The 23,565-nt window shown below is 68.6% G+C and carries 24 protein-coding genes; 17 read left to right on the top strand and 7 right to left on the bottom strand.

Annotation, left to right across the window (positions count from 1 at the left end; all coding sequences use genetic code 11):
• Positions 1-17 precede the first annotated feature (17 nt).
• From AC3FMM_RS15070 to ftsB, 9 genes are all read left to right on the top strand, one after another.
• On the top strand, positions 18-1,007 hold the full coding sequence (locus tag AC3FMM_RS15070) for an alpha-E domain-containing protein (protein ID WP_115708929.1): 990 nt from the start codon (positions 18-20) through the stop codon (positions 1,005-1,007).
• Positions 1,008-1,050: 43 nt separating this feature from the next.
• Positions 1,051-1,890, top strand: a complete 840-nt coding sequence (locus tag AC3FMM_RS15075) for a transglutaminase family protein (protein WP_488686886.1) — start codon at positions 1,051-1,053, stop codon at positions 1,888-1,890.
• A gap of 114 nt (positions 1,891-2,004) precedes the next feature.
• Positions 2,005-2,826 (top strand): proteasome-type protease, encoded by an 822-nt coding sequence (locus AC3FMM_RS15080; RefSeq protein WP_115708933.1) that lies wholly within the window; start codon positions 2,005-2,007, stop codon positions 2,824-2,826.
• Positions 2,827-2,837: 11 nt separating this feature from the next.
• On the top strand, positions 2,838-3,644 hold the full coding sequence (locus AC3FMM_RS15085) for an alpha/beta fold hydrolase (RefSeq protein ID WP_326346809.1): 807 nt from the start codon (positions 2,838-2,840) through the stop codon (positions 3,642-3,644).
• Between the two features lie 138 nt (positions 3,645-3,782).
• Positions 3,783-5,435 carry a CTP synthase gene (gene pyrG, locus AC3FMM_RS15090; RefSeq protein ID WP_115708937.1) on the top strand — a complete coding sequence of 551 codons (1,653 nt, stop codon included), beginning with the start codon at positions 3,783-3,785 and terminating at the stop codon, positions 5,433-5,435.
• A gap of 27 nt (positions 5,436-5,462) precedes the next feature.
• On the top strand, positions 5,463-6,332 hold the full coding sequence (gene kdsA / locus AC3FMM_RS15095; protein WP_111519668.1) for a 3-deoxy-8-phosphooctulonate synthase: 870 nt from the start codon (positions 5,463-5,465) through the stop codon (positions 6,330-6,332).
• A 91-nt stretch (positions 6,333-6,423) separates the two neighbouring features.
• Entirely contained in the window at positions 6,424-6,717 is a 294-nt protein-coding gene (locus tag AC3FMM_RS15100) for a DUF1330 domain-containing protein (protein WP_062798027.1), read from the top strand.
• A 118-nt stretch (positions 6,718-6,835) separates the two neighbouring features.
• Entirely contained in the window at positions 6,836-8,125 is a 1,290-nt protein-coding gene (gene eno / locus AC3FMM_RS15105) for a phosphopyruvate hydratase (protein WP_115679924.1), read from the top strand.
• A 257-nt stretch (positions 8,126-8,382) separates the two neighbouring features.
• Positions 8,383-8,724: a cell division protein FtsB gene (gene ftsB / locus AC3FMM_RS15110; RefSeq protein ID WP_018006885.1), complete on the top strand. Its 342-nt coding sequence runs from the start codon at positions 8,383-8,385 to the stop codon at positions 8,722-8,724.
• 60 nt (positions 8,725-8,784) lie between these two features.
• Here the strand turns inward: ftsB and AC3FMM_RS15115 are convergent, their stop codons facing one another.
• The 3 genes from AC3FMM_RS15115 to AC3FMM_RS15125 form a co-directional block, all read right to left on the bottom strand.
• The gene (locus AC3FMM_RS15115; protein ID WP_115679925.1) at positions 8,785-9,207 is read right to left on the bottom strand and encodes a hypothetical protein; all 423 of its coding nucleotides are present in this window, start codon (positions 9,205-9,207) and stop codon (positions 8,785-8,787) included.
• Positions 9,208-9,362: 155 nt separating this feature from the next.
• Entirely contained in the window at positions 9,363-10,364 is a 1,002-nt protein-coding gene (gene hslO / locus AC3FMM_RS15120) for an Hsp33 family molecular chaperone HslO (RefSeq protein WP_116312378.1), read from the bottom strand.
• A gap of 37 nt (positions 10,365-10,401) precedes the next feature.
• Positions 10,402-10,926 (bottom strand): gamma carbonic anhydrase family protein, encoded by a 525-nt coding sequence (locus tag AC3FMM_RS15125; protein ID WP_115679927.1) that lies wholly within the window; start codon positions 10,924-10,926, stop codon positions 10,402-10,404.
• Positions 10,927-11,086: 160 nt separating this feature from the next.
• On the opposite strand from AC3FMM_RS15125, the gene AC3FMM_RS15130 reads away from it, so the two are divergent.
• Positions 11,087-11,941, top strand: a complete 855-nt coding sequence (locus AC3FMM_RS15130; protein ID WP_240987656.1) for a ferritin-like domain-containing protein — start codon at positions 11,087-11,089, stop codon at positions 11,939-11,941.
• A gap of 17 nt (positions 11,942-11,958) precedes the next feature.
• On the opposite strand, the gene AC3FMM_RS15135 is transcribed toward AC3FMM_RS15130, so the two are convergent.
• Together AC3FMM_RS15135 and AC3FMM_RS15140 are read right to left on the bottom strand one after the other, a co-directional pair.
• Entirely contained in the window at positions 11,959-13,164 is a 1,206-nt protein-coding gene (locus tag AC3FMM_RS15135; protein ID WP_488686888.1) for an MFS transporter, read from the bottom strand.
• Between the two features lie 22 nt (positions 13,165-13,186).
• The gene (locus AC3FMM_RS15140) at positions 13,187-14,383 is read right to left on the bottom strand and encodes a serine hydrolase domain-containing protein (protein WP_488686889.1); all 1,197 of its coding nucleotides are present in this window, start codon (positions 14,381-14,383) and stop codon (positions 13,187-13,189) included.
• A 114-nt stretch (positions 14,384-14,497) separates the two neighbouring features.
• Here AC3FMM_RS15140 and AC3FMM_RS15145 point away from each other — a divergent pair, with 114 nt between their 5' ends.
• Positions 14,498-15,400 (top strand): LysR family transcriptional regulator, encoded by a 903-nt coding sequence (locus AC3FMM_RS15145; RefSeq protein ID WP_488686890.1) that lies wholly within the window; start codon positions 14,498-14,500, stop codon positions 15,398-15,400.
• A gap of 3 nt (positions 15,401-15,403) precedes the next feature.
• Here AC3FMM_RS15145 and AC3FMM_RS15150 read toward each other — a convergent pair whose 3' ends face one another.
• Positions 15,404-17,134 carry an acetate--CoA ligase gene (locus AC3FMM_RS15150; RefSeq protein ID WP_488686891.1) on the bottom strand — a complete coding sequence of 577 codons (1,731 nt, stop codon included), beginning with the start codon at positions 17,132-17,134 and terminating at the stop codon, positions 15,404-15,406.
• Between the two features lie 156 nt (positions 17,135-17,290).
• Here AC3FMM_RS15150 and AC3FMM_RS15155 point away from each other — a divergent pair, with 156 nt between their 5' ends.
• Positions 17,291-18,190 (top strand): alpha/beta fold hydrolase, encoded by a 900-nt coding sequence (locus tag AC3FMM_RS15155; RefSeq protein ID WP_115679931.1) that lies wholly within the window; start codon positions 17,291-17,293, stop codon positions 18,188-18,190.
• A 26-nt stretch (positions 18,191-18,216) separates the two neighbouring features.
• On the opposite strand, the gene AC3FMM_RS15160 is transcribed toward AC3FMM_RS15155, so the two are convergent.
• Positions 18,217-19,311, bottom strand: coding sequence for an NAD(P)/FAD-dependent oxidoreductase (locus AC3FMM_RS15160; protein ID WP_488686892.1), 1,095 nt, complete (start codon positions 19,309-19,311; stop codon positions 18,217-18,219).
• Positions 19,312-19,480: 169 nt separating this feature from the next.
• Here AC3FMM_RS15160 and AC3FMM_RS15165 point away from each other — a divergent pair, with 169 nt between their 5' ends.
• From AC3FMM_RS15165 to dapA, 5 genes are all read left to right on the top strand, one after another.
• Positions 19,481-20,326 carry a 3',5'-nucleoside bisphosphate phosphatase gene (locus AC3FMM_RS15165; RefSeq protein WP_326346816.1) on the top strand — a complete coding sequence of 282 codons (846 nt, stop codon included), beginning with the start codon at positions 19,481-19,483 and terminating at the stop codon, positions 20,324-20,326.
• A 67-nt stretch (positions 20,327-20,393) separates the two neighbouring features.
• Positions 20,394-21,017, top strand: coding sequence for an L-threonylcarbamoyladenylate synthase (locus AC3FMM_RS15170; RefSeq protein ID WP_012352470.1), 624 nt, complete (start codon positions 20,394-20,396; stop codon positions 21,015-21,017).
• A gap of 74 nt (positions 21,018-21,091) precedes the next feature.
• On the top strand, positions 21,092-21,757 hold the full coding sequence (locus AC3FMM_RS15175) for a site-2 protease family protein (RefSeq protein ID WP_012352471.1): 666 nt from the start codon (positions 21,092-21,094) through the stop codon (positions 21,755-21,757).
• An 11-nt stretch (positions 21,758-21,768) separates the two neighbouring features.
• Complete coding sequence (locus tag AC3FMM_RS15180) at positions 21,769-22,347, top strand: class I SAM-dependent methyltransferase (protein WP_473703032.1); 579 nt, start codon at positions 21,769-21,771, stop codon at positions 22,345-22,347.
• Between the two features lie 137 nt (positions 22,348-22,484).
• Positions 22,485-23,369, top strand: a complete 885-nt coding sequence (dapA, locus tag AC3FMM_RS15185) for a 4-hydroxy-tetrahydrodipicolinate synthase (protein WP_115708953.1) — start codon at positions 22,485-22,487, stop codon at positions 23,367-23,369.
• Positions 23,370-23,565 lie beyond the last annotated feature (196 nt).

Raw genomic sequence — 23,565 nt, forward strand, 5'->3', positions numbered from 1 at the left:
GATTCGGGAGAGCCCGCATGCTGAGCCGCACCGCCGACCACCTGTTCTGGATGGCCCGCTACACCGAGCGCGCGGAGAACACCGCGCGCATGCTCGACGTCAACTACCAGACCTCGCTGCTGCCGCAATCGGCCGAGGTGGCCGAGCAGGGCTGGTGGGCCATGCTCGATATCTCGGAGCTGACCGACGTCTTCGACCACAAGTACGGCCTGCTGTCGCGCGACGATGTGATCGATTTCATGGTGCGCGACATGACCAATGCCTCGTCGATCATGAGCTGCCTGCGCGCGGCGCGCGAGAACGCGCGCGCGGTGCGCGGCTCGCTCACCACCGAGGTCTGGGAGACCGTCAACACCACCTGGCTGGAGGTGCAGCGCCTGATTGCCGACGGTGTGCTCAAGGAAGATCCGGCGCGCTTCTTCGAATGGGTCAAGTTCCGCTCGCACCTGGCGCGCGGGGTGCAGTTCGGCACCATGCTCAAGGATGATGCCTTCCATTTCATGCGGCTGGGCACTTTCCTGGAGCGCGCCGACAATACCGCGCGCATCCTCGACGTCAAGTTCCAGGCGTCGTCCGGCGCGGAGGGCGCAGAGGGGGGGAATGGCGGGCAGGCCCAGGCCAATCCCGACCCGGGCGCCCACAACGATTTCTACCACTGGGCGGCGATCCTGCGCTCGGTGTCGGGCTTCGAGGTCTACCGCAAGGTCTACCGCGCGGTCATCACGCCGCAGCGCGTGGCCGAACTGCTGATCCTGCGCCCCGACATGCCGCGCTCGCTGGTGTCGAGCATGGACGAGGTGGTGGCCATCCTGCATACGGTGCGCAACCAGCATTCGGCGGAAACCGAGCGCCAGGCTGGTAAACTCCACGCCGACCTGAAGTACGCGCGCATCGACGATATCTTTGCCGTCGGCCTGCATGCGTACCTGACCAGCTTCCTGGAGCGCATCGGCGATCTCGGCAACGGCATCAGCCGGGACTTCCTGGTGCCGCTGCAGGCGGCCTGAGCCGGGCAGCCGGCAAGCCCCCGTGCCGCCGCGCCCTGATACCGTGAAATACAAGATCCACCACCATACCGTCTACCGCTACACCGAACCGGTGCGGCGCAGCGTGCACGAAGTGCGGCTGCAGCCGCGCTCGGGTCCGCTGCAGACCGTTGACTACTGGCAGCTGTCGACGCCCGGCAACCCGTCGGCGGCGCGCGACGGCTTCGGCAACATCGTGCACAACTTCACGGTGGCCGGGCCCGCCAGCACCATCGCCATCGAGGCCAGCGGCGAGGTCGAAGTGCTGCCGCCGCACGGCGAGCTCGACCGCGACGGCCACCATGCGTTCTGCGACGCGCCACCGGACGGTGAGGCGCGGGTCTCGCCGCTGTACTTCCTCGGCAGCACGCCGCTGACCACGGCGCCGGCGCCGATGCGGGCGTTTGCCGCGCCGTTCCTGGCCGCGGGGCATGATATCGAAGCGCTGCTCGCGCTGGCGCACGGCATCGGCGAGCGCGTGCGCTACAAGCCCAACACCACCGATGTCGGCACTTCAGCGGCGGAGGCTTTCGCGCTGGGCAGCGGGGTGTGCCAGGATCAGGCGCAGGTGATGGTCGCGGCGTGCCGGGCGCTGGGCATCCCGGCGCGCTATGTCAGCGGCTATTTCTACGACCCGGCCGCCACTGAACTGGCCAGCCACGCCTGGGCCGACGTGTGCCTGGACCCGGCCAGCGAAATCTGGTGCAGCATCGACATCACGCACGGCTGCCTGACCGACGAGCGCCATATCCGGCTGGCGGTGGGGCGCGATTACGCGTCGGCGGCACCAGTGCGGGGCATCCTGGACGGCGGCGCCGGCGAGACGCTGGAAGTCAATGTAACAATCACGCCACTTTCGACCTGATTAGGTGCTTGCTTCCAGACGCGGCGCCGTGCCGGTGCACGGGCGCTAGAATCCAGAGTGATGCAGGCCACTGCCGGTCCATGCCGGCCGCCACCAAGAACACCAAGACAAATCATGACGTATTGTGTAGCCATGCGGCTGGATGCCGGCCTGGTATTCCTGTCCGACTCCCGCACCAATGCCGGAGTAGACGCCATATCCACCGCGCGCAAGATGACGGTGTTCGAGGAGCCCGGCGACCGGGTGATGGTGCTGATGACCGCCGGCAACCTGGCCATCAGCCAGTCGGTGCGCCAGATCCTGATCGAGGACCATGACGAGAAGCGTTCGCTATGGACCGCGCGCGACATGTTCGAGGCCGCCTCGATCGTCGGCGAGGCGGTGCGCCAGGTGCACCGGCGCGACGCCCACGCGCTGCGCGACGCCGGCATAGAGTTCAATGTCAGCCTGGTCTTCGGCGGCCAGGTGCGCGGCGAGCGGGTGCGGCTGTTCAATGTCTACGCGGCCGGCAACTTCGTCGAGGCCACGCCCGAGAACTGCTACTTCCAGATCGGCGAGGCCAAGTACGGCAAGCCCATCGTCGACCGCGTCGTGCACCCGTCGCTGCCGCTGGCCGAAGGGGCCAAGTGCGCGCTGATTTCGATGGACTCGACGCTGAAGTCGAATATCTCGGTGGGCCTGCCGCTGGACCTGCTGGTCTATGAGGCGGATTCGCTGCAGGTGACCCGCTTCGTCAACATCGACGAGCGCAACGCCTATTTCCGCATGATCCGCGACACCTGGGGCCATCGCCTGCGCCAGGTCTTCGGCGAGATCCACAACCCGGAATGGGATCCGGCCGCGCCCGCGGAATTCTCGCTGGCGCGCTCCGGCGAGGCCGACCGCTGGGCCCAGCCGGTGCGGGCCCGGCGCGTGCATCCGCGCAAGCCGGACTGAGGGCGGCAGGCATGCGCGAGATCATCCATTTCTCCCACGCCAACGGCTTTCCGGTGACGACCTACCGCAAGCTGTTCGGCGAACTGGACGGCGAGTTCGAGTTCCGCGCCGTGGACCGCTACGGGCACAAGCCGGAATTCCCGGTGACACGCGGCTGGCCGCACCTGGTGGAAGAGTTGCTGGGCGACATCGACCGCCAGTACCGCGAGCCGGTGTGGCTGGTGGGCCATTCGCTGGGCGGCTTCCTGTCGCTGATGGCGGCGCTGCGCCGGCCGGACCGGGTGCGCGGCGTGGTCATGCTGGACTCGCCGATCATCGCCGGCTGGCGCGCGTCCCTGCTGAAGACCGCCCAGATGCTGGGCATCGATGAAAAGCCGGGCCCGGCGGCGGTGACCAGGAACCGGCGCACGCACTGGCCGGACGCCGAGGCGGTGTGGGAGCACTTCCGCGCCAAGCCCAACTTCGCCGTATGGGACCACGAGGTGCTGCGCGACTACGCCATCCACGGCACCGAGCCCACCGGCAAGGACAACGAGCGCCGGCTGCGCTTCGACCGCGAGGTCGAATACTGGATCTACCGCACGCTGCCGACCAGCCTCGGGCGCAAGGTCGCGCGCGGCGCGCCGGTGCCGGTCGGTTTTGTCGCCGGCACGCGCTCGCGCGAGGTGCGCCAGTGCGGCCTGGGAGCGACGCGCCGGCTGGTCGGGCCCAACCTGCGCTTTATCGAAGGCGGCCACCTGTACCCGATGGAGCGGCCCGGGCAGACCGCGCAACTGGTGCGCGAACTGATCGGCGCGATGCGCGAGCAGGGGCGCTGAGCCGGCGTGCGTCGCATGCGCCGCAGCACGGCGGCAACGCCCCTGCAGGGCGCCTCGGCGGGGCCGCTGTCACAATTTCCGGGTCGGCGGGGAACGGGCTCTCATGTATAATCCCGATTTCCCCGGCAAGCTCGGTTTATGACCAAATTCGTCTTCGTCACCGGTGGCGTCGTCTCTTCTCTCGGCAAGGGCATCGCTGCTGCCTCGCTCGCGGCCATTCTTGAGTCGCGCGGCCTCAAAGTCACCCTCCTCAAGCTCGATCCCTACATCAACGTCGATCCCGGCACGATGAGCCCTTTCCAGCATGGCGAGGTGTTTGTCACGGAAGACGGTGCGGAAACCGACCTCGATCTCGGCCACTACGAGCGTTTCGTCTCGGCCAAGATGCGCAAGTCGAACAACTTCACCACCGGCCAGATCTACGAATCGGTGATCCGCAAGGAGCGCCGCGGCGAATACCTGGGCAAGACCGTGCAGGTGATCCCGCATATCACCAACGAGATCCAGGCCTTCGTCGAGAAGGGCGCGGCCGCGTCGCACGACGGCAAGGCCGACGTGGCGCTGGTGGAAATCGGCGGCACCGTGGGTGACATCGAGTCGCTGCCGTTCCTGGAAGCCGCGCGCCAGATGAGCCTGCGCATGGGCCGCAACCACTGCGCCTTCGTGCACCTGACGCTGGTGCCGTTCATTGCCAGCGCCGGCGAGCTGAAGACCAAGCCGACCCAGCACTCGGTGCAGAAGCTGCGCGAAATCGGCATCTCGCCGACCGCGCTGCTGTGCCGTGCCGACCGCCCGATCCCGGACGACGAGCGCGCCAAGATCTCGCTGTTCGCCAATATCCCGCAGGATGCCGTGATCTCGGTGTGGGATGCGGACAGCATCTACAAGATCCCGCAGATGCTCAACGAGCAGGGCCTGGACCGCCTGATTTGCGAGGAGTTGCGCCTGGATCCCAAGCCGGCCGACCTGTCGATGTGGCAGAAGCTGGTCAACGCCCAGGAAAATCCCGAGCACGAAATCACCATCGGCATGGTCGGCAAGTACGTCGACCTGACCGAGTCGTACAAGTCGCTGATCGAGGCGCTGCGCCACGCCGGCATGCACACCGCCACGCGCGTCAACATCGAGTACATCGATTCCGAGGAACTGGAATCGGGCCACCTCGAAGTGCTGGCGCCGCTCGACGCGATCCTGGTGCCGGGCGGCTTCGGCAAGCGCGGCACCGAAGGCAAGATCCGCGCGATCCAGTACGCCCGCGAGAACAAGATCCCTTACCTGGGCATCTGCCTGGGCATGCAGCTGGCGGTGATCGAGTTTGCGCGCCACCTGGCCGGCATGGCCGATGCCAACTCGACCGAATTCAACCTCGAAACCGAGCACCCGGTGGTCGCGCTGATCACCGAGTGGGTCGACCGCGAAGGCAAGGTCGAGCAGCGCTCGGCCGATTCCGACCTGGGCGGCACCATGCGCCTGGGCGCGCAGCGCGTGCCGGTCAAGGAAGGCACCAAGGCCCGCGCCATCTATGGCGCCGAGGTCAACGAGCGCCACCGCCACCGCTACGAGGTCAACAACCACTACGTGCCGACGCTGGAAAAGGCCGGCATGGTGATCTCGGCGCGCACGCCGACCGAGAACCTGCCCGAGATGATGGAACTGCCCGAGTCGATGCACCCGTGGTTCGTCGGCGTGCAGTTCCACCCGGAATTCACCTCGACCCCGCGCGACGGCCATCCGCTGTTCAAGGCCTACGTCGAAGCCGCGCTGGCCAGCCAGCAGCGCAAGGGCGCGTAAGGCCCGGCGCAAGCAGGAGAGACAGTCATGAAACTCTGTGGATTCGAGGCCGGCCTCGACCAGCCTTTCTTCCTGATCGCCGGTCCGTGCGTGATCGAGTCCGAGCAGATGGCGCTGGATACCGCGGGCGAGCTCAAGGCCATCACCACCGAGCTCGGCATCCCGTTCATCTACAAGTCGTCGTTTGACAAGGCCAACCGCTCTTCCGGCAAGTCGTTCCGCGGCCTTGGCATGGAGAAGGGCCTCGAGATCCTGGCCCACGTCAAGCGCGAGATCGGCGTGCCGGTGCTGACCGACATCCATGAGATCGACGAGATCAAGCCCGTCGCCGCCGTGGTCGACGTGCTGCAGACGCCCGCGTTCCTGTGCCGCCAGACCGATTTCATCCGTGCCTGCGCGCAGAGCGGCAAGCCGGTGAATATCAAGAAGGGCCAGTTCCTGGCGCCGCACGACATGAAGAACGTGATCGACAAGGCGCGCGATGCCGCGCGCGAAGCCGGTCTGCCCGACGACGTCTTCATGGCCTGCGAGCGTGGCGTCTCGTTCGGCTACAACAACCTGGTGTCCGACATGCGCTCGCTGGCGATCATGCGCGAGACCGGCGCCCCGGTGGTGTTCGACGCCACCCACTCGGTGCAGCTGCCGGGCGGCCAGGGCACCAGCTCGGGCGGCCAGCGCGAGTTCGTGCCGGTGCTGTCGCGTGCGGCGGTCGCCACCGGCGTGGCCGGCCTGTTCATGGAGACGCATCCGGACCCGAGCAAGGCCATGTCCGATGGCCCCAACGCGGTGCCGCTGTCGCGCATGAAGGAGCTGCTGTCCGTGCTCAAGGAGCTCGACACGCTGGTCAAGCGCGCCGGCTTCCTGGAAGACAACTTCGGCTGGCCGGCCTGCGCCTGAGCCCGTCCCGTTTGTCGCCGCCGCGCCGGTCGCGGATGCCGGCGGTGACAAACCATATCGAAAGACAATACAAAAAATCGGGAGATTCCCCATGGCCGCGGGCTTTATCATCGCCTACGTCGACGTGACCGACCCCCAGCAGTACGAGGAATACAAGGTGCTTTCGAGCAAGGCCATGCAGATCCATGGCGCCGAGGTGCTGGTGCGCGGCGGCAAGACCGAGCCGCTCGAGGGCGACTGGGCGCCGACGCGCGTGGTGGTGCTGAAATTCCCCAGCTATGACGCCGCCAAGGCCTTCCACGATGGCGAGGCCTACCGCGCCGCGCGCAAGTCGCGCGAGCATGCGGCGAAGATGAATATGATCGTGGTCGAAGGCGCCGCCTGAGCCGGCAGGCGCCAGGCAGCCGTCATGCGCGCAGCGCTTGCGCCCATGACATGCGCCTGACACGCGCGCAGGTTGAAGTGATCAGCAGCAGCAAGAATCAACAGTCAGAGAGGAATTCATGAGTGCAATCGTAGATATCATCGGTCGCGAGGTTCTCGACTCGCGCGGCAATCCCACCGTCGAGTGCGACGTGCTGCTGGAATCCGGCGTGATGGGCCGCGCCGCGGTGCCGTCGGGCGCGTCGACCGGTTCGCGCGAAGCCATCGAGCTGCGCGACGGCGACAAGGGCCGCTACCTGGGCAAGGGCGTGCTGAAGGCGGTCGAGCATATCAACACCGAGATCTCCGAAGCCATCATGGGCCTGGACGCCTCCGAGCAGGCCTTCCTGGACCGCACCCTGATCGACCTCGACGGCACCGAGAACAAGGGCCGCCTGGGCGCCAACGCCATGCTGGCGGTGTCGATGGCTGTCGCCAAGGCAGCCGCTGAAGAAGCCGGCCTGCCGCTGTACCGCTACTTCGGCGGTTCGGGCGCAATGCAGCTGCCGGTGCCGATGATGAACATCGTCAACGGCGGCGCGCATGCCAACAACAGCCTGGACATCCAGGAATTCATGGTCATGCCGGTGTCGCAGACCAGCTTCCGCGAAGCGCTGCGCTGCGGCGCCGAGATTTTCCACGCGCTGAAGAAGATCCTGGCCGACAAGGGCATGTCCACCGCGGTGGGCGACGAAGGCGGCTTCGCCCCGAACTTCTCGTCCAACGAGGAGTGCCTGAACACCATCGTGCAGGCCATCGAGAAGGCCGGCTACCGCGCCGGCGAGGACGTGCTGCTGGCGCTGGACTGCGCCGCCAGCGAGTTCTATCACGAAGGCGAAGCCGTGTACCAGCTGGAAGGCGAAGGCCTGAAGCTGAGCTCGACGCAGTTCGCCGACTACCTGGCCAACCTGTGCGACAAGTTCCCGATCGTGTCGATCGAGGACGGCATGGCCGAAGGCGACTGGGACGGCTGGAAGACCCTGACCGACAAGCTCGGCTCGCGCGTGCAGCTGGTCGGCGACGACCTGTTCGTCACCAACACCAAGATCCTGAAGGAAGGCATCGAGAAGGGCATCGGCAACTCGATCCTGATCAAGATCAACCAGATCGGCACCCTGACCGAGACCTTCGCCGCCATCGAGATGGCCAAGCGCGCCGGCTACACCGCCGTGATCTCGCACCGCTCGGGCGAAACCGAGGACAGCACCATCGCCGACATCGCCGTGGGCACCAACGCCGGGCAGATCAAGACCGGCTCGCTGTCGCGCTCGGACCGCATGGCCAAGTACAACCAGCTGCTGCGCATCGAGGAAGACCTGGGCGATATCGCCAGCTACCCGGGCAAGGGCGCGTTCTACAACCTGCGCTGAGGTTTGCCGCGTCGTTCCCGCGCCAGCGGGAGCGGCTGCGGGCGAATGGCATGGCGGCGGCCGGGGCAACCCGGCCCCCGCCGGGTTTGTTTGGGAATAAGCCGGGCCAGTTGCGGGGGGCGGGGCGGGGGGGTATGGGTTGGGGGGGGGCCGCTCCCCCCCGCCCGCCGCCGTTTTTGTATCGAAATCTGCCTGGCAATTGCCTTCCAGGCGGAGTTCGCAGATCATTGTGCGGAAATTCCTGTCCGCCATCTTTCATGCGCCTGATTTCGCTGCTGTTGTTCGTGCTGCTGCTTGCCATCCAGTATCCGCTCTGGCTTGGCAAGGGCGGCTGGCTGCGCGTGTGGGACCTGAACCGCCAGCTGACCGAGCAGGGTACCCGCAACCAGACGCTCAAGCTGCGCAACGCCAAGCTGGAAGGCGAAGTCGCCGACCTGCAGGACGGCACCGGCGCCATCGAGGAACGCGCCCGCTATGAACTGGGCATGGTGCGCGAAGGCGAGGTCTTCGTGCAGTTCGTCGCGCCGGCGCCCAAGGTCAGCGCCACGCCGCCGTTGCCGCCGCCGCCGAATTCGGTCGCCGGCCGGGGCGGCCACTAAGCCGTTCACCGTGACTGCCCGCGGCTTGCTTCAACTTGCCTCAAGCCGGCCGCAGCTCCTTCACCACCAGCCGTACGGATAGCCGCCCCAGCCCCAGCCGGGCATGCCGACGCTGACGCCGCCGCCCCAGTGGCCGCCACCCCATCCGCCGTAAAACAGGTTCCAGCTGGTGTTGGGATAGGCATAGGCCGCGCGCGCGGCCGCGGCCTGCTGGTCCAGCGCGATCGCGGCGGCCTGGTCGCGCAGCACCTGCTGGTTCAGCTCGTCGAGTTTCTGCCTGTCTTCGGCGCTCAGCGGTGCCGGCGGTAACGCGTTGGGTGCCAGCCGCGCGGTAGGCGGTGAACCATTGGCATCGCGCGGGATCTGCACGCAACCGGCAGCCAGCAGCAGCGCGCCGAGCGCGGCGCAGGCGGCCGCGCCCCGCCGCGGATGACGGGTACGCGATGCAGGGACAGGCAGGGGAGGGTTGGCTCGGGCGGACATGGCGGTTCTCGGGCTCGCGGTTCGGCAGCGGCATGCTGCCATCGTACAGCCGTTGGACCCGGCGCCAGGGCCGATGTTTCCGCTGCGCCGCCCGCCGGGTGGCCGCATCGCCCGCTCTGGTGCGGCAGCGCACGCAGGCGCTGCCCGGGCGCGGATCAGTGGTGCTGGCTTGCGCCGGCGCCGGCGCCAGTGGCGACCGGCGTGGGCGAGAACAGCTGCGCGCAGTCGACCGGGTCGAACTCATAGCGCTGGCCGCAGAAATCGCAGTGGATCTCGACATGGCCGCGCTCGGCGATGATGCTTTCGATCTCGGCCTGGCCCAGCGACTGCAGCATGCCGGCCACCTTCGGGCGCGAGCAGCTGCAGTAAAAATGCGGCGTCAGCGGCTCAAACACGCGCAGGCCGGCGTCCTGCAGGTCTTCCCAGAACAGGCGGCGCAGCAGGGTATCGGGCGTCTCGGCCAGCAGTTCCTCGGCCTTCAGCGTGGTGCCGAGCTGCACCGCGCGGTCCCAGGTGTCGAGGTCCTGCGCCCTGGCATGGCTGGCCAGCGGCGCGCCGGTCTCGCCGACTTCGGCGGTGCCGCCGTAGGCCGGCAGCTTCTGCAGCAGCATGCCGGCGGCGACATGGTCGTCGGCGGCCAGCCACAGGCGCGTGTCGAGCTGCTCGGAGGCCTGCATGTAGTGCTCCAGCACGGCGCTGATCGTGCCCAGCGGGCCGTGCGCGTCGGCCAGCGGCACGATGCCCTGGTAGGGCTGCTGGCCCGGCAGCTTGTCCTTCGGGTCCAGCGTGATCGCAAAGCGGCCGTGCCCGTGGGCGTTGACCATCTGCGCCAGCGTGGCATCGTCGGCCAGCTGCGCGCCTTCGGCCAGCTTGGCGGTGGCGCGCATCGACAGATCGGACAGGCATTCCACCACCAGCATGCGCACCGGGCCGTCGCCGTGCAGCTGCATCACCAGCGCCCCGTTGAACTTCAGGTTAGCCGACAGCAGCGCCGCGGCGGCCATCATCTCGCCCAGCAGCCGGCGCACCGGGGCAGGGTAGCTGTGGCGGCCGAGCACTTCTTGCCAGGTGGCTTCCATGCGCACCAGCTCGCCGCGCACGGGGGCCGCGTCGAACAGGAACTTCTGCAGGGTGTCGGGGGTGGTGGTATCGGTCACAATAATCGGTCGGGTTTCGGTAGAGGCTCGGCGGTCGTCAGCCGATCCGCTTGAGCTGTTGCTTGTACAGGGCCTGCCGCGTGGCGTAGGTCTCGGCGTTGCGATACAGGTTGGCGACGTCGGCATCGGTGAGCTGGCGCACCACCTTGGCCGGCGCGCCCAGGATCAGCGAGCGGTCCGGGAACACCTTGCCCTCGGTCACCACGGCGCCGGCGCCCACCAGGCATTCCTTGCCGATCACGGCACGATTCAGCACCACGGCCTGGATCCCGATCAGCGAGCCTTCGCCCACGGTGCAGCCGTGCAGCATGGCCTGGTGGCCGATCGAGACCTTGTCGCCCAGGGTGAGGGGGCAGCCCGGGTCGGTATGCAGCACCGAACCCTCCTGGATATTGGTGTCCGCGCCGACCACGATCGGCTCGTTGTCGCCGCGGATCACGACACCGGGCCAGGCGCTGGCGCGGGACTTGAGGGTCACGTTGCCGATGATGGTGGCTTCGGGGGCCACGTAGGCATCGCTGTCGATACTGGGCTTGACGTCGCCGAGCTGGTAAAGCGCCATGAGGTCTCCTGCACGAATGGCTTTTGTTGAAGTGGGGGTTGCCGCCGGACTTTAAAGGGCCGGCGCCGGGAAACGGAGCGGCGCCCTGGGCTTCGCCGCTGGTGCGGGAGGCGGGCGCCGGCCAGGCCCTACAATGGCGGCAGACCCGGATTTTACGCCCATGCCAGAAAAAACACCCGACGCCGCGCCGCCTGACCCGTCTTCTTCGCCACGCCGGCAAGCCCTGGCGGTGCTGTGCCTGACGGATCCGCGCGACAAGGCCGTGGCGGCGCGCGCACTTTATCGCCATGTGATGACGTTGCCCGATGCCGCCCTGGAAGCGGGCGAGGCGATCCATGCCGGGGCCACCCACGCGATCCCTGGCCGACCGGCGCGGCCGGCCCTGGTGGCGCCCCAGCACGTCGAGCGGCGCCGCTCGCTGCAGACCCCGGCCGGACGCGCGGCGATGATCCACGCGCTGTGCCATATCGAGTTCAATGCCATCAACCTGGCGCTGGACGCGGCCTGGCGCTTTGCCGGCATGCCGCCCGCGTATTACCGCGACTGGCTGCGCGTGGCCGATGAAGAGGCGTACCACTTCACGCTGCTGGCCGACCATCTCGCCACGCTCGGCGCCGCCTACGGCGATTTCCCGGCCCACAACAGCCTGTGGGAGATGACCGACAAGACCGCCGGCGACGTACTGGCGCGCATGGCGCTGGTGCCGCGCACGCTCGAGGCGCGCGGGCTCGACGCGTCGCCGCCGGTGCGCGCGCGGCTGGCCGGCGCCGGCGACCATGCCGCCGCGGCCATCATCGACATCATCCTGCGCGACGAGGTCGGCCATGTCGCCATCGGCAATCATTGGTACCGGTGGCTGTGCGCGCAGCGCGGGCTGGATCCCGTGGCCACTTATGCGCAACTGGCCGAGCAGTACCGTGCGCCGAAGCTGCGCGGCCCGTTCAACCTCGAGGCGCGCCGCGCCGCGGGTTTTGACGAGGACGAGCTGGCGTGGCTGGAGGCAGCCGCCGGCTAGGCCTGCCGTCCACCTATTCAGCGCTGCGACGGGAAACCATGCTTGCGCGCTGACCAGACCACCAGCCAGGTTGCGGCGAGCAGGGCAGCCAGCACGGGCGGGAATGCGCCGATGCCGAAGCCATCGAGCAGCAGCCCCCCGAGGACACCGCCGCCGGCGATGGCGATGTTCCAGGCCGTGACCAGCATCGACTGCGCCACGTCCGCGGATTTGCCGGCGGTCGCCGCCAGCGCCGTCTGGAACAGCGTGGAGACGCCGCCGAAGCCCAGGCCCCAGATCGCGGCCGCGGCATAGACCACGGCCGGGTGCCCGCCGCCGGCCCCAAGCGCCAGCACCGCAAGCCCGAACAACAGCGTGCTGGCCAGCGTCAGCCGCCGCAGCCACTTGTCGATCAGCACGCCGGTGATCCAGATGCCGCCGAGCGAGGCCACGCCGAACACGAACAGGACAAGATCCAGCCGTGCCCCGGCGTTTGCCGCGCGCAGGAACGGCGCGATATAGGTGTAGAGGACGTTGTGCGCCAGCACGAAGCTGAGCGTCACGAACAGCACGGGACGTACGCCCGGCAGCGTGAACACGCGCCGGAGCGGCAGCCGCTGGCCGGCAGGCTGGCCGGCAAAATCCGGCACGCTGGCCAGCACCCAGGCAATCAGGCCCAACGTCATCGCGCTGATGATGCCGAAGCATGCCCGCCAGCCCATGATGGCACCGAGGAAGGTCCCGGATGGCACACCCAGCGACAAGGCCAGGGGTATGCCAACCATGGCGACGGCAATGGCGCGGCCCTTCATGTGATCGGGAACCATGCGCGCGGCATAGCCTGCCAGCAGCGCCCACAGCAGGCCGGCCGAGACCCCCGCAAGAAAGCGCGCAGCCATCGTCAGGACATAGTCGCCGGACCAGGCCGTCACGGCGTTGGCGACGGCAAAGCCCGCGATCGCAAGCAGTAGCAGCGGCCGTCGCCGCATCCCCTGCGTGGCCGCCGTCAGCGGCATGGCGGCCACCAGTGAACCGAAGGCGTAGATCGTGACTAGCTGGCCGGCAAGCGGCTCGGAGATGGCAAGGCCCGCGCCGATCTGCGGCAGCAATCCTGCCGGCAAGGCCTCGGTCAGGACGGTGATGAAGCCTGCGACGGCAAGCGCAAGCAGTGCCGGAAGCGGTAGCCGCGCAGGCTGCGCGCCCTGCTGTGCATCGTTTGCAAGCGTGTTGGTGGCTGTGGTCATGGTGGATGCGTTGCGTGGATGGTTACGCGGCAGCGGGGGCGACACCGTAGACCGCGTCGCGCAGGTCGGTGACAAAGCGGCCGGACATGCCTTCGTACAGCGTGTTGGTGAACGCCACCACGCTCAGTCCCTGGCTGCGGTCGACGAACCAGGCGTGGCCGTAGGCCCCGCCCCAGCGCCAGGTGCCGGCGGATTCCGGGGAACCCGCCCGGCGCGGATCGCGCAGCACCGAGAAGCCCAATCCGAAGCCGGTTCCCGGCGCATCGGGCAGGTCCAGGCCGCCGGTCTGGTCGCGCGCCATGTCCTCGACCAGCGAACCGGGCAGCAACGTGCCGCCGCCCTGGCGCAAGGTCTCCAGCAGGCGCAGGAAGTCTTGCGCCGTGCCCGCCATGCCGGCGCCGCCGGACGGGAAGGCCCGCGCATTGAAGACGCGGGAGGGGCTGTAGGGAATGCCAACCGTGCCTGCGATCACGGGCACGAGTTCGCCTTCGCGCAGGCGGTGCGGGTGCGGGTTGTCGTTCACGTACGGGGTCGGCACGCGGCGCGCATCGCGTGCCACGAAGCCGGTGTCGGTCATGCCCAGCGGGCCGGTGACCAGCTGCCGCACGGCGGTGTCGAGCGGCGCGCCATGGACGCGCTCGATCAGCGCGCCCAGCACGTCGGTCGCGAGCGAGTAGCCCCATGCGCTGCCCGGTTGGTACAGCAAGGGCACGCTGGCGATGCGCCGCAGGTTCTCGGCCAGGCTGATGGCGGTGTCGTCCATGCCGTCGGAGACGCCGGCGCGGGCATAGGGTCCGTCTGCGCCGGACTCGAAGAAGCGATAGCCCAGCCCCGCGGTATGGCTGAGCAGCTGCCGCGCGGTGATACGCGCCGGTCGGCCATCGGCCAGGCGCGGGCGGAATTCTGGCAGCCAACGGTCGATATCCTGGTCAAGATCAAGACGGCCTTGTGCCAACAGCACCATTGCCGCCACGGAGATGATCGGCTTGCTTACCGAAGCCAGCCGGAAGACGGCATCGCCGCGCATCGGCTGTCCGCTTTCCCGATCCGCCAGGCCCGCCGCCTGCTGGTGGACCAGTTCGCCGTCACGGCTGACCAGCACGATGGCGCCGACCAGTCGCCGTTGTTCCAGCGCCTGCCGGACCACGGCGTCGATGCGCTCATTCAGGGGGGATACATGGGACACAACTGGGCGCGGTGCAATCGCGGGGAGGGACACGGCGAGATCCTTGTTCAATGAGCGACCCGCTCACGATAAGGACCCTGCCATTAAAGAAAAAGTGGGCTACAGTTCCTTTTTCTCCGGAACTTTGTGTCCGCAATCGGGGGCATCATGGACAGCCTCAGTGGCTTCGCAGTGTTTGTGCAGGTGGCCGAGACCCGCAGTTTTGTCGCGGCGGGGCGCTTGCTGGGGGTGTCGGCCTCTGCCGTCGGCAAGAGCGTCGCGCGGCTGGAACAACGGCTCGGCGTACGGCTGTTCCACCGCAGCACGCGCAGCGTCGCGCTGACCGCCGAAGGCGCGCTGTTCCTGGAGCGCAGCCGCCGCGTGCTCGCCGAGATCGAAGCGGCGGAGCTGGAGCTGGCCGAAGCCACCGCGGCGCCGCGCGGCCGTCTGCGGGTGAGCCTGCCGCTGGTCAGTTCGCTGGTCCTGCCCGTGCTGGGCGATTTCATGCGCGCGTATCCGGACATCGCGCTGGACCTGGATTTCACCGACCAACTGGTGGATGTCATCGAGGAGGGCTTCGATGCCGTGGTCCGGACCGGCGAGCCCGCCGACTCGCGCCTGTCGGCGCGCAGGCTGGGTGCGTTCCAGGCGATGCTGGTGGCATCGCCCGAGTACCTGGCGCAGCGTGGCACGCCGAAGGTGCCTGCCGACCTGGCCAGCCATGCCTGCCTGCATTACCGCTTTCCCCACACCGGCAAGCTCGAGGCATGGCCGCTGCGGCGCGCGCCGGGCGAGCCCGAGCTGGCGCTGCCGGCATCGATGATCTGCAACAACATCGAGACGCGCTTGTGTTTTGCGCTGCGCGGCCTGGGCATTGCCTGCCTGCCGGATTTCGCCATCCGCGGGCAACTGGCCGATGGCAGCCTGTGCCAGGTACTGGCTGGCCATGTGGGGCCGGCCAAGCCCTTTCATGTGCTCTGGCCGGCGAGCAGGCATCCCTCGCCCAAGGTGCGGACGCTGGTCGATTTTCTGTGTGCGCGACTCTTTCCTGCTGACCAGGGCAGTCCCTAGCGGCTAGGCGCGCTTGCCAGCGCGCTCCTCTTCCAGCAGCCGCAACACCCGCCGCTGGATCTTGCCCGTGGTGGTCATCGGCAGCTGGTCGATGAATTCGATCGCCTTGGGGTATTCGTACGGCGCCAGCTGGCCGCGCACATGGGCCTGCAGTTCCGCAACCAGCGCTGCGTCCCCGTCGAACGAACGCGCCACCGATGGCGTGAGCACCACAAAGGCCTTGACCACCGCGCCGCGCTCGGGATCGGGCGAGGGCACCACGGCGCAGTTGGACACCGCGGGATGCTTGAGCAGGCAGTTCTCGATCTCGCTCGGCCCGATGCGGTAGCCAGAGGACTTGAACACATCGTCGGCGCGCCCCTGGTACCACAGGTAGCCGTCGGCATCGACGCGCGCCAGGTCGCCGGTGCGGCACCAGCGCAGGCCGTCGCGCTCGGTGTACTTGGCCGCGGTGGCGGCGTCGTTCTTCCAGTAGCCGAGGAAAAACACCGGGTCCGGATGTCCGGCGCTGTCGGTGGCGCACACCGCGACCTCGCCGTCCTCGCCCGGCGCGCAGGGACGGCCTTCGTCGTCGATCACCTGCACGCGGTGGCCGGGGTAGGGCCGTCCCATCGAACCCGGGCGGGCCGGCCAGCCCAGCCGTTCGTCGTCGTTCTGCGCGGTGCAGTTGCCGACGATGTAGTTGATCTCGGTCTGGCCGAACATCTCGTTGACCAGCACGCCGAGCGCGTCGCGGCACCAGTCGAACACGGTCTCGCCCACGGCCTCGCCGGCGCTCATCAGCGCGCGCAGCCGGATGTCGTAGTGCCGGCGCGGCTCGGGGCAGGCCTTCATCATCTGCTTGAGCGCGGTCGGGAACAGGAAGGTATTGGTGACGGCATAGCGCTCCAGCAGTTCGAAGGCGCGCTCGGCGGAGAAGCGGCCCTGGTAGCCGACGATCGGCTTGCCGAAATACAGCGCCGGCATCAGCGCGTCCCACAGGCCGCCGGTCCAGGCCCAGTCGGCCGGGCTCCAGAACACGTCGTCGTGCTGCGGATACCAGTTCTGCGAGCAGACAAAGCCGGTCAGGTTGCCGATCAGCGCGCGGTGCGGGATCAGCGCGCCTTTGGGCGGCCCGGTGGTGCCGCTGGTGTAGATCAGTACCGCGGCTTCGTCGGCCTTGGTCTGCTCGGCGACGAAGGTCGGCAGCTGCGCCGCGAGCAGCAGGTCCCAGTCCTGGTCGCCGCGGCCGCGGGCGTCGCCGGCGGCGATCACGGTGGCCAGCGTCGGGCATTCGGGGCGCGCCGCCAGCAGGTTGTCGATCGAGGTCTCGTCGGCGATGGCCACGCCGGCTTCGCTGTGCGCGATGCGGTAGGCCAGCGCCTCCGGCCCGAACAGCATCGACAGCGGCATGGCGATGGCGCCCAGCTGGTAGATCGCCATATGCGCGATCACGGTCTCGATGCGCTGCGGCATCACGATCGCGATGCGGTCGCCGCGCGCCACGCCCAGCGCGCGCAGCGCCGCCGACAGCCGGTTGGCCTCGGCCTGGATATAGGCAAAGCTGTGCGCGTTGCGGCGGCCGTCCTCGTGTTCGGTATAGACCGCGATGCGGTCCATGGTGGCCGGGTCGCGGGCCCAGCGGCCGCAGCAGGCTTCGGCGATGTTGAACTGCGCCGGAATCTCCCAGCGGAACGATTCGTACAGGGCGCGGTAATCGTCGCGCCGGCTTGCCGGCAAGGCAGCTGCGGCCATTCAGGGTCTCCGTTGGGGTCCGCCTCGCGGCCAACGGCAAGCGGCGCTGGCGGCCGCTGCCGCTATAATGCGCACAAGCGAACGATCGTTCTATTTTGTCGCGGCTTCCCCGCCAACCCCCGCGGCGGGCAGGATCCCGACGCAAGGGTGGAGACAATGACAATCAAGGAAACCTCGCGGTCTGAATTTATCACGGTGCGCGGGCTGCGCTACCACGTGCGCCACTGGGGCACGCCGGGCGCGCGCAAGCTGTTCATGCTGCATGGGTGGATGGACGTGGCCGCGTCGTTCCAGTTCCTGGTCGACCACCTGCGCGGCGACTGGCACGTGATCGCGCCCGACTGGCGCGGGTTTGGCGCGACCGACTGGCCCACGCGCTACCCCGGCACGCAGTCGTACTGGTTTGCCGACTACCTCGCCGACCTGGAGGCACTGCTCGACCACTATGCGCCGGAGGGACAGGTCGACCTGGTCGGCCACAGCATGGGCGCCAACGTGATCTGCCTGTATGCCGGCATCCGCCCGCAGCGCGTGCGCCGCGTGGTGGACCTGGAGGGCTTCGGCATGACCGCGACGCGGCCCGAGCATGCGCCCCGGCGCTACGCGCGCTGGCTCGACGAAGTGCGCGCCGGCGCCGAGCTGAAGACCTATGACAGCCTCGACGGCGTGGCCGCACGCCTGCAGAAGACCAACCCGCGCCTGCCGGACGAGCGCGCCGCGTTCCTGGCCGCGCACTGGTCGCGCCGCAACGCCGAGGGCCGCTGGGAGATCCTGGGCGATCCCGCGCACAAGCTGGTCAACCCGATGCTGTACCGGCTCGATGAAGTGATGGCGGTATGGGAGCAGGTCGCCGCGCCGGTGCTGCACGTGGAGGCGCGCGATTCGGAGACGCTGCGCCATATTGCCCACAAGCAGGCCATCGATGATTTCAAGCAGCGCTTCCGCGCCTTCCGCGACTTCCGCGAGGCGGTGGTGGAGGACGCCGGCCACATGCTGCACCACGACCAGCCCGCTGCCGTGGCGGAACTGGTGGAATCGTTCTGTGTGGGCCGGTAATATCCGCGCCTGCGGCAGTGCAGGCTTCAGGCGTGGGTGAGCTTTTCCTTCAGCGCGGCGTTGTTGCTGGTGTGCACGTGCACCAGCGCCTTTTCCGGGAACGCGTAGTGGTAAGCCTTGCGTAGCGCCAGCGCGGCCTCGTGGAATCCCGACAGGATCAGCTTCTGCTTGTTGGGATAGAACGCGATATCGCCGGCGGCGAAGATGCCGCGGCGCGAGCTTTCGTAAGTGGTGGTGTCGACCAGGATGCGGCCGGCGCGCATATCCATATCCCACTGCGCGATCGGGCCGGGCTCGGACACCAGCCCGTACAGCGCCACCAGTTCCTCGGCGGGCAGCGCGGTGCTGCCGTCGCGGGTACGGATTTCGACTTCGCTGAGGCCGCCGTCCGGACCTTCGGTGCGCAATGCGCCCAGCATGCCGACCACGAAGTCCATCTCGCCCGCGGCCACGGCGCGGCGCATCTCCGCGACCGAGCCGTCGGCGGCGCGAAAGCCCTCGCGCCGATGCAGCAGCGTCACGCGCGCGGCGACCTTGCGCAGTGCCAGCGCCCAGTCCAGCGCCGAGTCGCCGCCGCCGGCGACGATCACGCGCTTGCCGGCGAAGTGCGAGACATCGCGCACCGCGTAGTGCACGTGGCGGCCTTCCAGCGCCGGCGCCTCGGGCAGCGACACCCGCTGCGGCGCGAACGCGCCCGCGCCGGCGCAGACCAGCACCGCGGCGACATCGAAGCGCTTGCCGCCGTCGGTCGTCACCAACAGGCGCTCGTGCCCGGCATGGCCTTCCGGCGCTGCCGGCGCCGGGATTTCGGCGACGCTTTCGGCGCGCTGGCCGAAGTGCATCGGGAAGTCGAACGGGGCGCATTGCTCCAGCAGCCGGTCCACCAGGTCCTGTGCCAGGCATCCCGGCACGGCGGGAATGTCGTAGATCGGTTTTTCCGGATACAGCTCGGTGCACTGGCCGCCGGCGCGGTCGAGCACATCGATCAGTTCACATTTAAGGCCGAGCACGCCGGCCTGGAACGCGGCGAACAGGCCGACCGGGCCGGCACCGACGATCAGGACATCGGTGCTGGTGACCGGGGCGGTGGCGGGAGCGGTGGCTGGGGTAGCGGTGGACATGGGGCATGGCAGGCACGCCAGGTGCCCGCGAATCGACGATGCAAAGCCCGACTATACCCCGCAGCCGCCGCCTTTCCGCCGACGCCAGCGTTGCCGGCATGGCTTTGCCCGGCCGGCCCGGGGGCGGTGCCGCCGCGCAGCCCAGGGGCGACGGGAGTAGAATTGCCACATGCAAAACGCCCACGCCATCAATGCCGACCTGCATTGCCATTCCACCGTTTCCGACGGCACGCTTGCGCCGCGCGCCGTGGCGCAGATCGCCCGCGACGCGGGGGTTGCGTTCTGGGCGCTGACCGACCACGACGAGCTGGGCGGGCAGGCCGAGGCACGCGCCGCCGCCGAGGAATTCGGCATGCGCTATGTGCCGGGCGTCGAGATCTCGGTGACCTGGGCCGGGCAGACCGTGCATATCGTCGGCCTGCAGATCGACCCGTTCTGCCCGGAACTGATCGATGGCCTGACCGAGACCCGCTCGGGTCGCGCACGCCGCGCGCGCGATATCGCCGATGCGCTGGCCAGGGTCGGCATCGACGGTGCCTATGAAGGGGCCCTGCAGTACGTGGGCAACCCGGACCTGATCTCGCGCACGCATTTCGCGCGCTGGCTGGTCGACCAGGGCCGCTGCGCCAGCATCGGCGATGTCTTCAGCGAGTACCTGTCCGAGGGCCGTCCCGGCTATGTCGGCCACCGCTGGGCCAGCCTGGCCGAAGCGGTGGGCTGGATCCGCACCGCCGGCGGCATCGCGGTGATGGCGCACCCGGGCCGCTACCACTACACCGACACCCAGCACGACGCGCTGTTCGATGAATTCACGGCACTGGGCGGCGGCGCGGTCGAGGTGGTGACCGGCAGCCATACGCCCGACCAGTACCGCCGCTACGCCGAGGTGGCGCGGCGCTACGGCTTGCTCGCTTCGCGCGGCACGGACTTCCACGGGCCCGGCGAGGGCCGGGTGGAACTCGGCACGCTGCCGCCGCTGCCGTCCACGGTCACGCCGGTCTGGCACGACTGGTAGGCGCCCCGCCTGGCCGGGGCCAGCCCCCGGATGCCGCTCCATTCCATCCGACTCCGCTCCCTGGCCCATGTCCCAGTACTTCGAGATCCATCCGCTCAACCCGCAGTCGCGCCTGCTCAAGCAGGCCGCCCAGATCCTGCAGAAGGGCGGGCTGGTGGCGCTGCCGACCGACTCCAGCTATGCGCTGGCGTGCCGGCTCGACGACAAGGCCGCGGTCGAGCGCCTGCGCCGGCTGCGCGGCATCGACGACCGCCACCACCTGACGCTGATGTGCCGCGACCTGTCCGAGCTCGGCAACTTTGCCCGCGTCGACAACCGCCAGTACCGCTGGCTCAAGGGCGCCACGCCGGGCCCGTACGTGTTCATCCTGGAGGCGACCAAAGAGGTGCCACGGCGGCTCTCGCACCCGGCGCGCAAGACCATCGGCGTGCGCGTGCCCGAGCATGCCATCCCGCTGGCGCTGCTGGGCGAAACCGGCGAGCCGCTGATTTCGGCGACGCTGCAGCTGCCGGGCGACGAAGCACCGCTCAACGATCCGGCACAGATCCGGGCGCGGCTGGAAAAACAGCTCGACCTGGTCGTGGACGGCGGGCCGGCCCCCGCGCAGCCGACCACGGTGATCGACCTGACCGGCGGCGAGCCCGAACTGGTCCGCGCCGGCCGCGGCGACATCGCCCGCTTCGGCCTCTGACCCGCGGCGCCGCCGCGTTCGGGCGGGTGCATCAGCGTGCGCCCGGGCGCCGGCGGGCCGCTACAATAGCGCTCATGGATTCCTCCCTTATCCAGACCTTCGCGGTCTATGCCCTGCCGGTGCTGTTCGCCATCACGCTGCATGAGGCTTCGCACGGCTACGTGGCCAAGCTGTTCGGCGACAGCACCGCCTATGCCCTCGGGCGCGTCAGCCTGAACCCGATCCGCCATATCGACCCGATCGGCACCATTGCCGTGCCGCTGCTGCTGTACATCATGACCAGCGGCCAGTTCGTGTTCGGCTACGCCAAGCCGGTGCCGGTGGTGTTCGAGCGCCTGCGCAACCCGCGCTGGCATGGCATGTGGGTGGCGCTGGCGGGCCCGGCCAGCAACGTGGTGCAGGCCTTCGTCTGGGTGCTGCTGGCGATCGGCCTGACCTGGGGCGGCGTGCGCGAGCCGTTTTTCGGCGAGATGGCACTTGCCGGCGTGCGCGTCAACCTGGTGGTGGCGGCCTTCAACCTGTTCCCGGTGCCGCCGCTGGATGGCGGCCGGGTGCTGACCGCGCTGCTGCCGCAAGGCATTGCGCGCGCGGTGTCGCGCATCGAGCCCTATGGCATTTTCGTGGTGCTGGCGCTGGTGGCCGCGGGGGTGATCACCACCATCTGGATGACGCCGGTGGTCAATGTGCTGATGTCCCTGATCGAGCTGCTGCTGCGCCCGATCGTGCTGCTGCTCAATTGACGGGGGCTGCCATGACGCTGTCGCACGCCGGCATTGCCGCGCCCTCCGCCTGGGTCACGCGCTGGGCCCATCTGCTGCGCCCGGGCGCGCGGGTGCTGGACCTGGCCTGCGGCGGCGGCCGCCATGGCGCCTGGCTGGCCGCGCGCGGCCACCGGGTGCTGGCGGTCGACCGCGATGCCGACGCCATCGCCGGCCTGCCTGCGGGCGTGACCGGGCGCGTGGCCGACCTGGAGCAGGGCGGCTGGCCGCTGTCCGAGGAGGCGCCGTTCGACGCCATTGTCGTCACCAACTACCTGCACCGGCCGCTGTGGCCGCACCTGGCGGCTGCGCTGGCGCCGGGCGGGTACTGGATCTACGAAACCTTCGCCGCCGGCAACGAGACCGTGGGCAAACCGTCGCGGCCGGATTTCCTGCTGCGCCCGGGCGAGCTGCTCGAGGTCGCGCACGCGCATGGGTTGCGCGTGGTGGCGTACGAGGATGGCGTGGTCGAAGTGCCGAAAACAGCCTTCGTGCAGCGCCTATGTGCGGTGCGCGAGGCGGCGCCGGCGGCCGGTGCGGCCGCGCCGCCACGCTACCGGCTCGATCCCTGAGCGGCGCGTCGCGCTGTCGGCGCAAACGGCGCCGCACGCGTTGAAACAGTTGGTATCAACCCCTGTCCGGGCAGCGGTCGAAGCGGCCTGCGGTTCCGGTACAATCCCGTTATTCGCATCCCGAATTCCCTAACGTTATGACACAGATTACCGGCAGCATCGTTGCCATCGTCACCCCGATGCAAGAGGACGGCAGCCTGGACTTCCCGGCCCTGCGCGCACTGGTCGACTGGCACGTTGCCGAAGGCACCGACGCCATCGTGATCGTGGGCACCACCGGCGAGTCCCCGACGGTGACCGTCGAGGAGCACTGCGAACTGATCCGCGTTGCCGTCGAACAGGCCGGCAAGCGCATCCCGATCATCGCGGGGACCGGCGGCAATTCCACCAAGGAAGCCATCGAGCTGACCGCCTTCGCCAAGAAGGTGGGGGCCGATGCCTCGCTGCAGGTCGTGCCGTACTACAACAAGCCGACCCAGGAAGGCATGTACCGGCATTTCCGCACCATCGCCGAGGCGGTGGACCTGCCGGTGCTGCTGTACAACGTCCCCGGCCGCACGGTCGCGGACATGAACAACGAGACCATCCTGCGCCTGGCGCAGGTGCCGGGCATCGTCGGCGTCAAGGAGGCGACCGGCAACATCGACCGTGCCGCGCAGCTGATCAAGGGCGCACCGGAAGGCTTCGCCATCTACAGCGGCGACGATCCCACCGCGGTGGCGCTGATCCTGCTGGGCGGCCACGGCAATATCTCGGTGACCGCGAACGTGGCGCCGCGCAAGATGCACGAGATGTGCGCGGCGGCACTGAAGGGCGACGTCGTGACCGCGCGCCGCCTGCATATGGAACTGATCGGGCTGAACCAGGCCATGTTCATCGAAGCCAATCCGATCCCGGTGAAGTGGGCGCTCCAGCAGATGGGCAAGATGGCAGGCGGTATCCGCCTGCCGCTGACCCCGCTGTCCGAGAGCAACCACGACTACGTACGCAAGGCACTGGCCGCCGCCGGCCTGCTGGCCTGATTTTCCGCGGCGTCCTGCTGTCCGCCTTATCTACTAGGATTGCGTGTCAATGAAACTGAAGCTTAACCGCCGCGGCGCGACGCAAGTCCGCCGCGCCGCCCAGGTTGTGCCCGTGCTTGCTGCCGGTGTGCTGACCGGCTGCAGCAGCCTCAACGAGGCCATGCAGCCCGACAAGATCGACTACAAGTCGTCGGCC

This window comes from Cupriavidus sp. 207A1 (genome assembly GCF_057798955.1).

Bases quoted from the DNA above. Each gene is read 5' to 3' on its own strand.
- AC3FMM_RS15145 (WP_488686890.1), top strand. From the start codon at position 14,498: ATGGACAGCCTCAGTGGCTTCGCAGTGTTTGTGCAGGTGGCCGAGACC.
- AC3FMM_RS15170 (WP_012352470.1), top strand. From the start codon at position 20,394: ATGTCCCAGTACTTCGAGATCCATCCGCTCAACCCGCAGTCGCGCCTG.
- AC3FMM_RS15175 (WP_012352471.1), top strand. From the start codon at position 21,092: ATGGATTCCTCCCTTATCCAGACCTTCGCGGTCTATGCCCTGCCGGTG.
- ftsB (WP_018006885.1), top strand. From the start codon at position 8,383: ATGCGCCTGATTTCGCTGCTGTTGTTCGTGCTGCTGCTTGCCATCCAG.
- pyrG (WP_115708937.1), top strand. From the start codon at position 3,783: ATGACCAAATTCGTCTTCGTCACCGGTGGCGTCGTCTCTTCTCTCGGC.
- AC3FMM_RS15085 (WP_326346809.1), top strand. From the start codon at position 2,838: ATGCGCGAGATCATCCATTTCTCCCACGCCAACGGCTTTCCGGTGACG.
- AC3FMM_RS15160 (WP_488686892.1), bottom strand. From the start codon at position 19,311: ATGTCCACCGCTACCCCAGCCACCGCTCCCGCCACCGCCCCGGTCACC.
- AC3FMM_RS15165 (WP_326346816.1), top strand. From the start codon at position 19,481: ATGCAAAACGCCCACGCCATCAATGCCGACCTGCATTGCCATTCCACC.
- AC3FMM_RS15135 (WP_488686888.1), bottom strand. From the start codon at position 13,164: ATGACCACAGCCACCAACACGCTTGCAAACGATGCACAGCAGGGCGCG.
- dapA (WP_115708953.1), top strand. From the start codon at position 22,485: ATGACACAGATTACCGGCAGCATCGTTGCCATCGTCACCCCGATGCAA.
- AC3FMM_RS15180 (WP_473703032.1), top strand. From the start codon at position 21,769: ATGACGCTGTCGCACGCCGGCATTGCCGCGCCCTCCGCCTGGGTCACG.
- AC3FMM_RS15150 (WP_488686891.1), bottom strand. From the start codon at position 17,134: ATGGCCGCAGCTGCCTTGCCGGCAAGCCGGCGCGACGATTACCGCGCC.
- AC3FMM_RS15125 (WP_115679927.1), bottom strand. From the start codon at position 10,926: ATGGCGCTTTACCAGCTCGGCGACGTCAAGCCCAGTATCGACAGCGAT.
- AC3FMM_RS15115 (WP_115679925.1), bottom strand. From the start codon at position 9,207: ATGTCCGCCCGAGCCAACCCTCCCCTGCCTGTCCCTGCATCGCGTACC.
- eno (WP_115679924.1), top strand. From the start codon at position 6,836: ATGAGTGCAATCGTAGATATCATCGGTCGCGAGGTTCTCGACTCGCGC.
- AC3FMM_RS15070 (WP_115708929.1), top strand. From the start codon at position 18: ATGCTGAGCCGCACCGCCGACCACCTGTTCTGGATGGCCCGCTACACC.
- AC3FMM_RS15100 (WP_062798027.1), top strand. From the start codon at position 6,424: ATGGCCGCGGGCTTTATCATCGCCTACGTCGACGTGACCGACCCCCAG.
- kdsA (WP_111519668.1), top strand. From the start codon at position 5,463: ATGAAACTCTGTGGATTCGAGGCCGGCCTCGACCAGCCTTTCTTCCTG.
- AC3FMM_RS15080 (WP_115708933.1), top strand. From the start codon at position 2,005: ATGACGTATTGTGTAGCCATGCGGCTGGATGCCGGCCTGGTATTCCTG.
- AC3FMM_RS15130 (WP_240987656.1), top strand. From the start codon at position 11,087: ATGCCAGAAAAAACACCCGACGCCGCGCCGCCTGACCCGTCTTCTTCG.
- AC3FMM_RS15155 (WP_115679931.1), top strand. From the start codon at position 17,291: ATGACAATCAAGGAAACCTCGCGGTCTGAATTTATCACGGTGCGCGGG.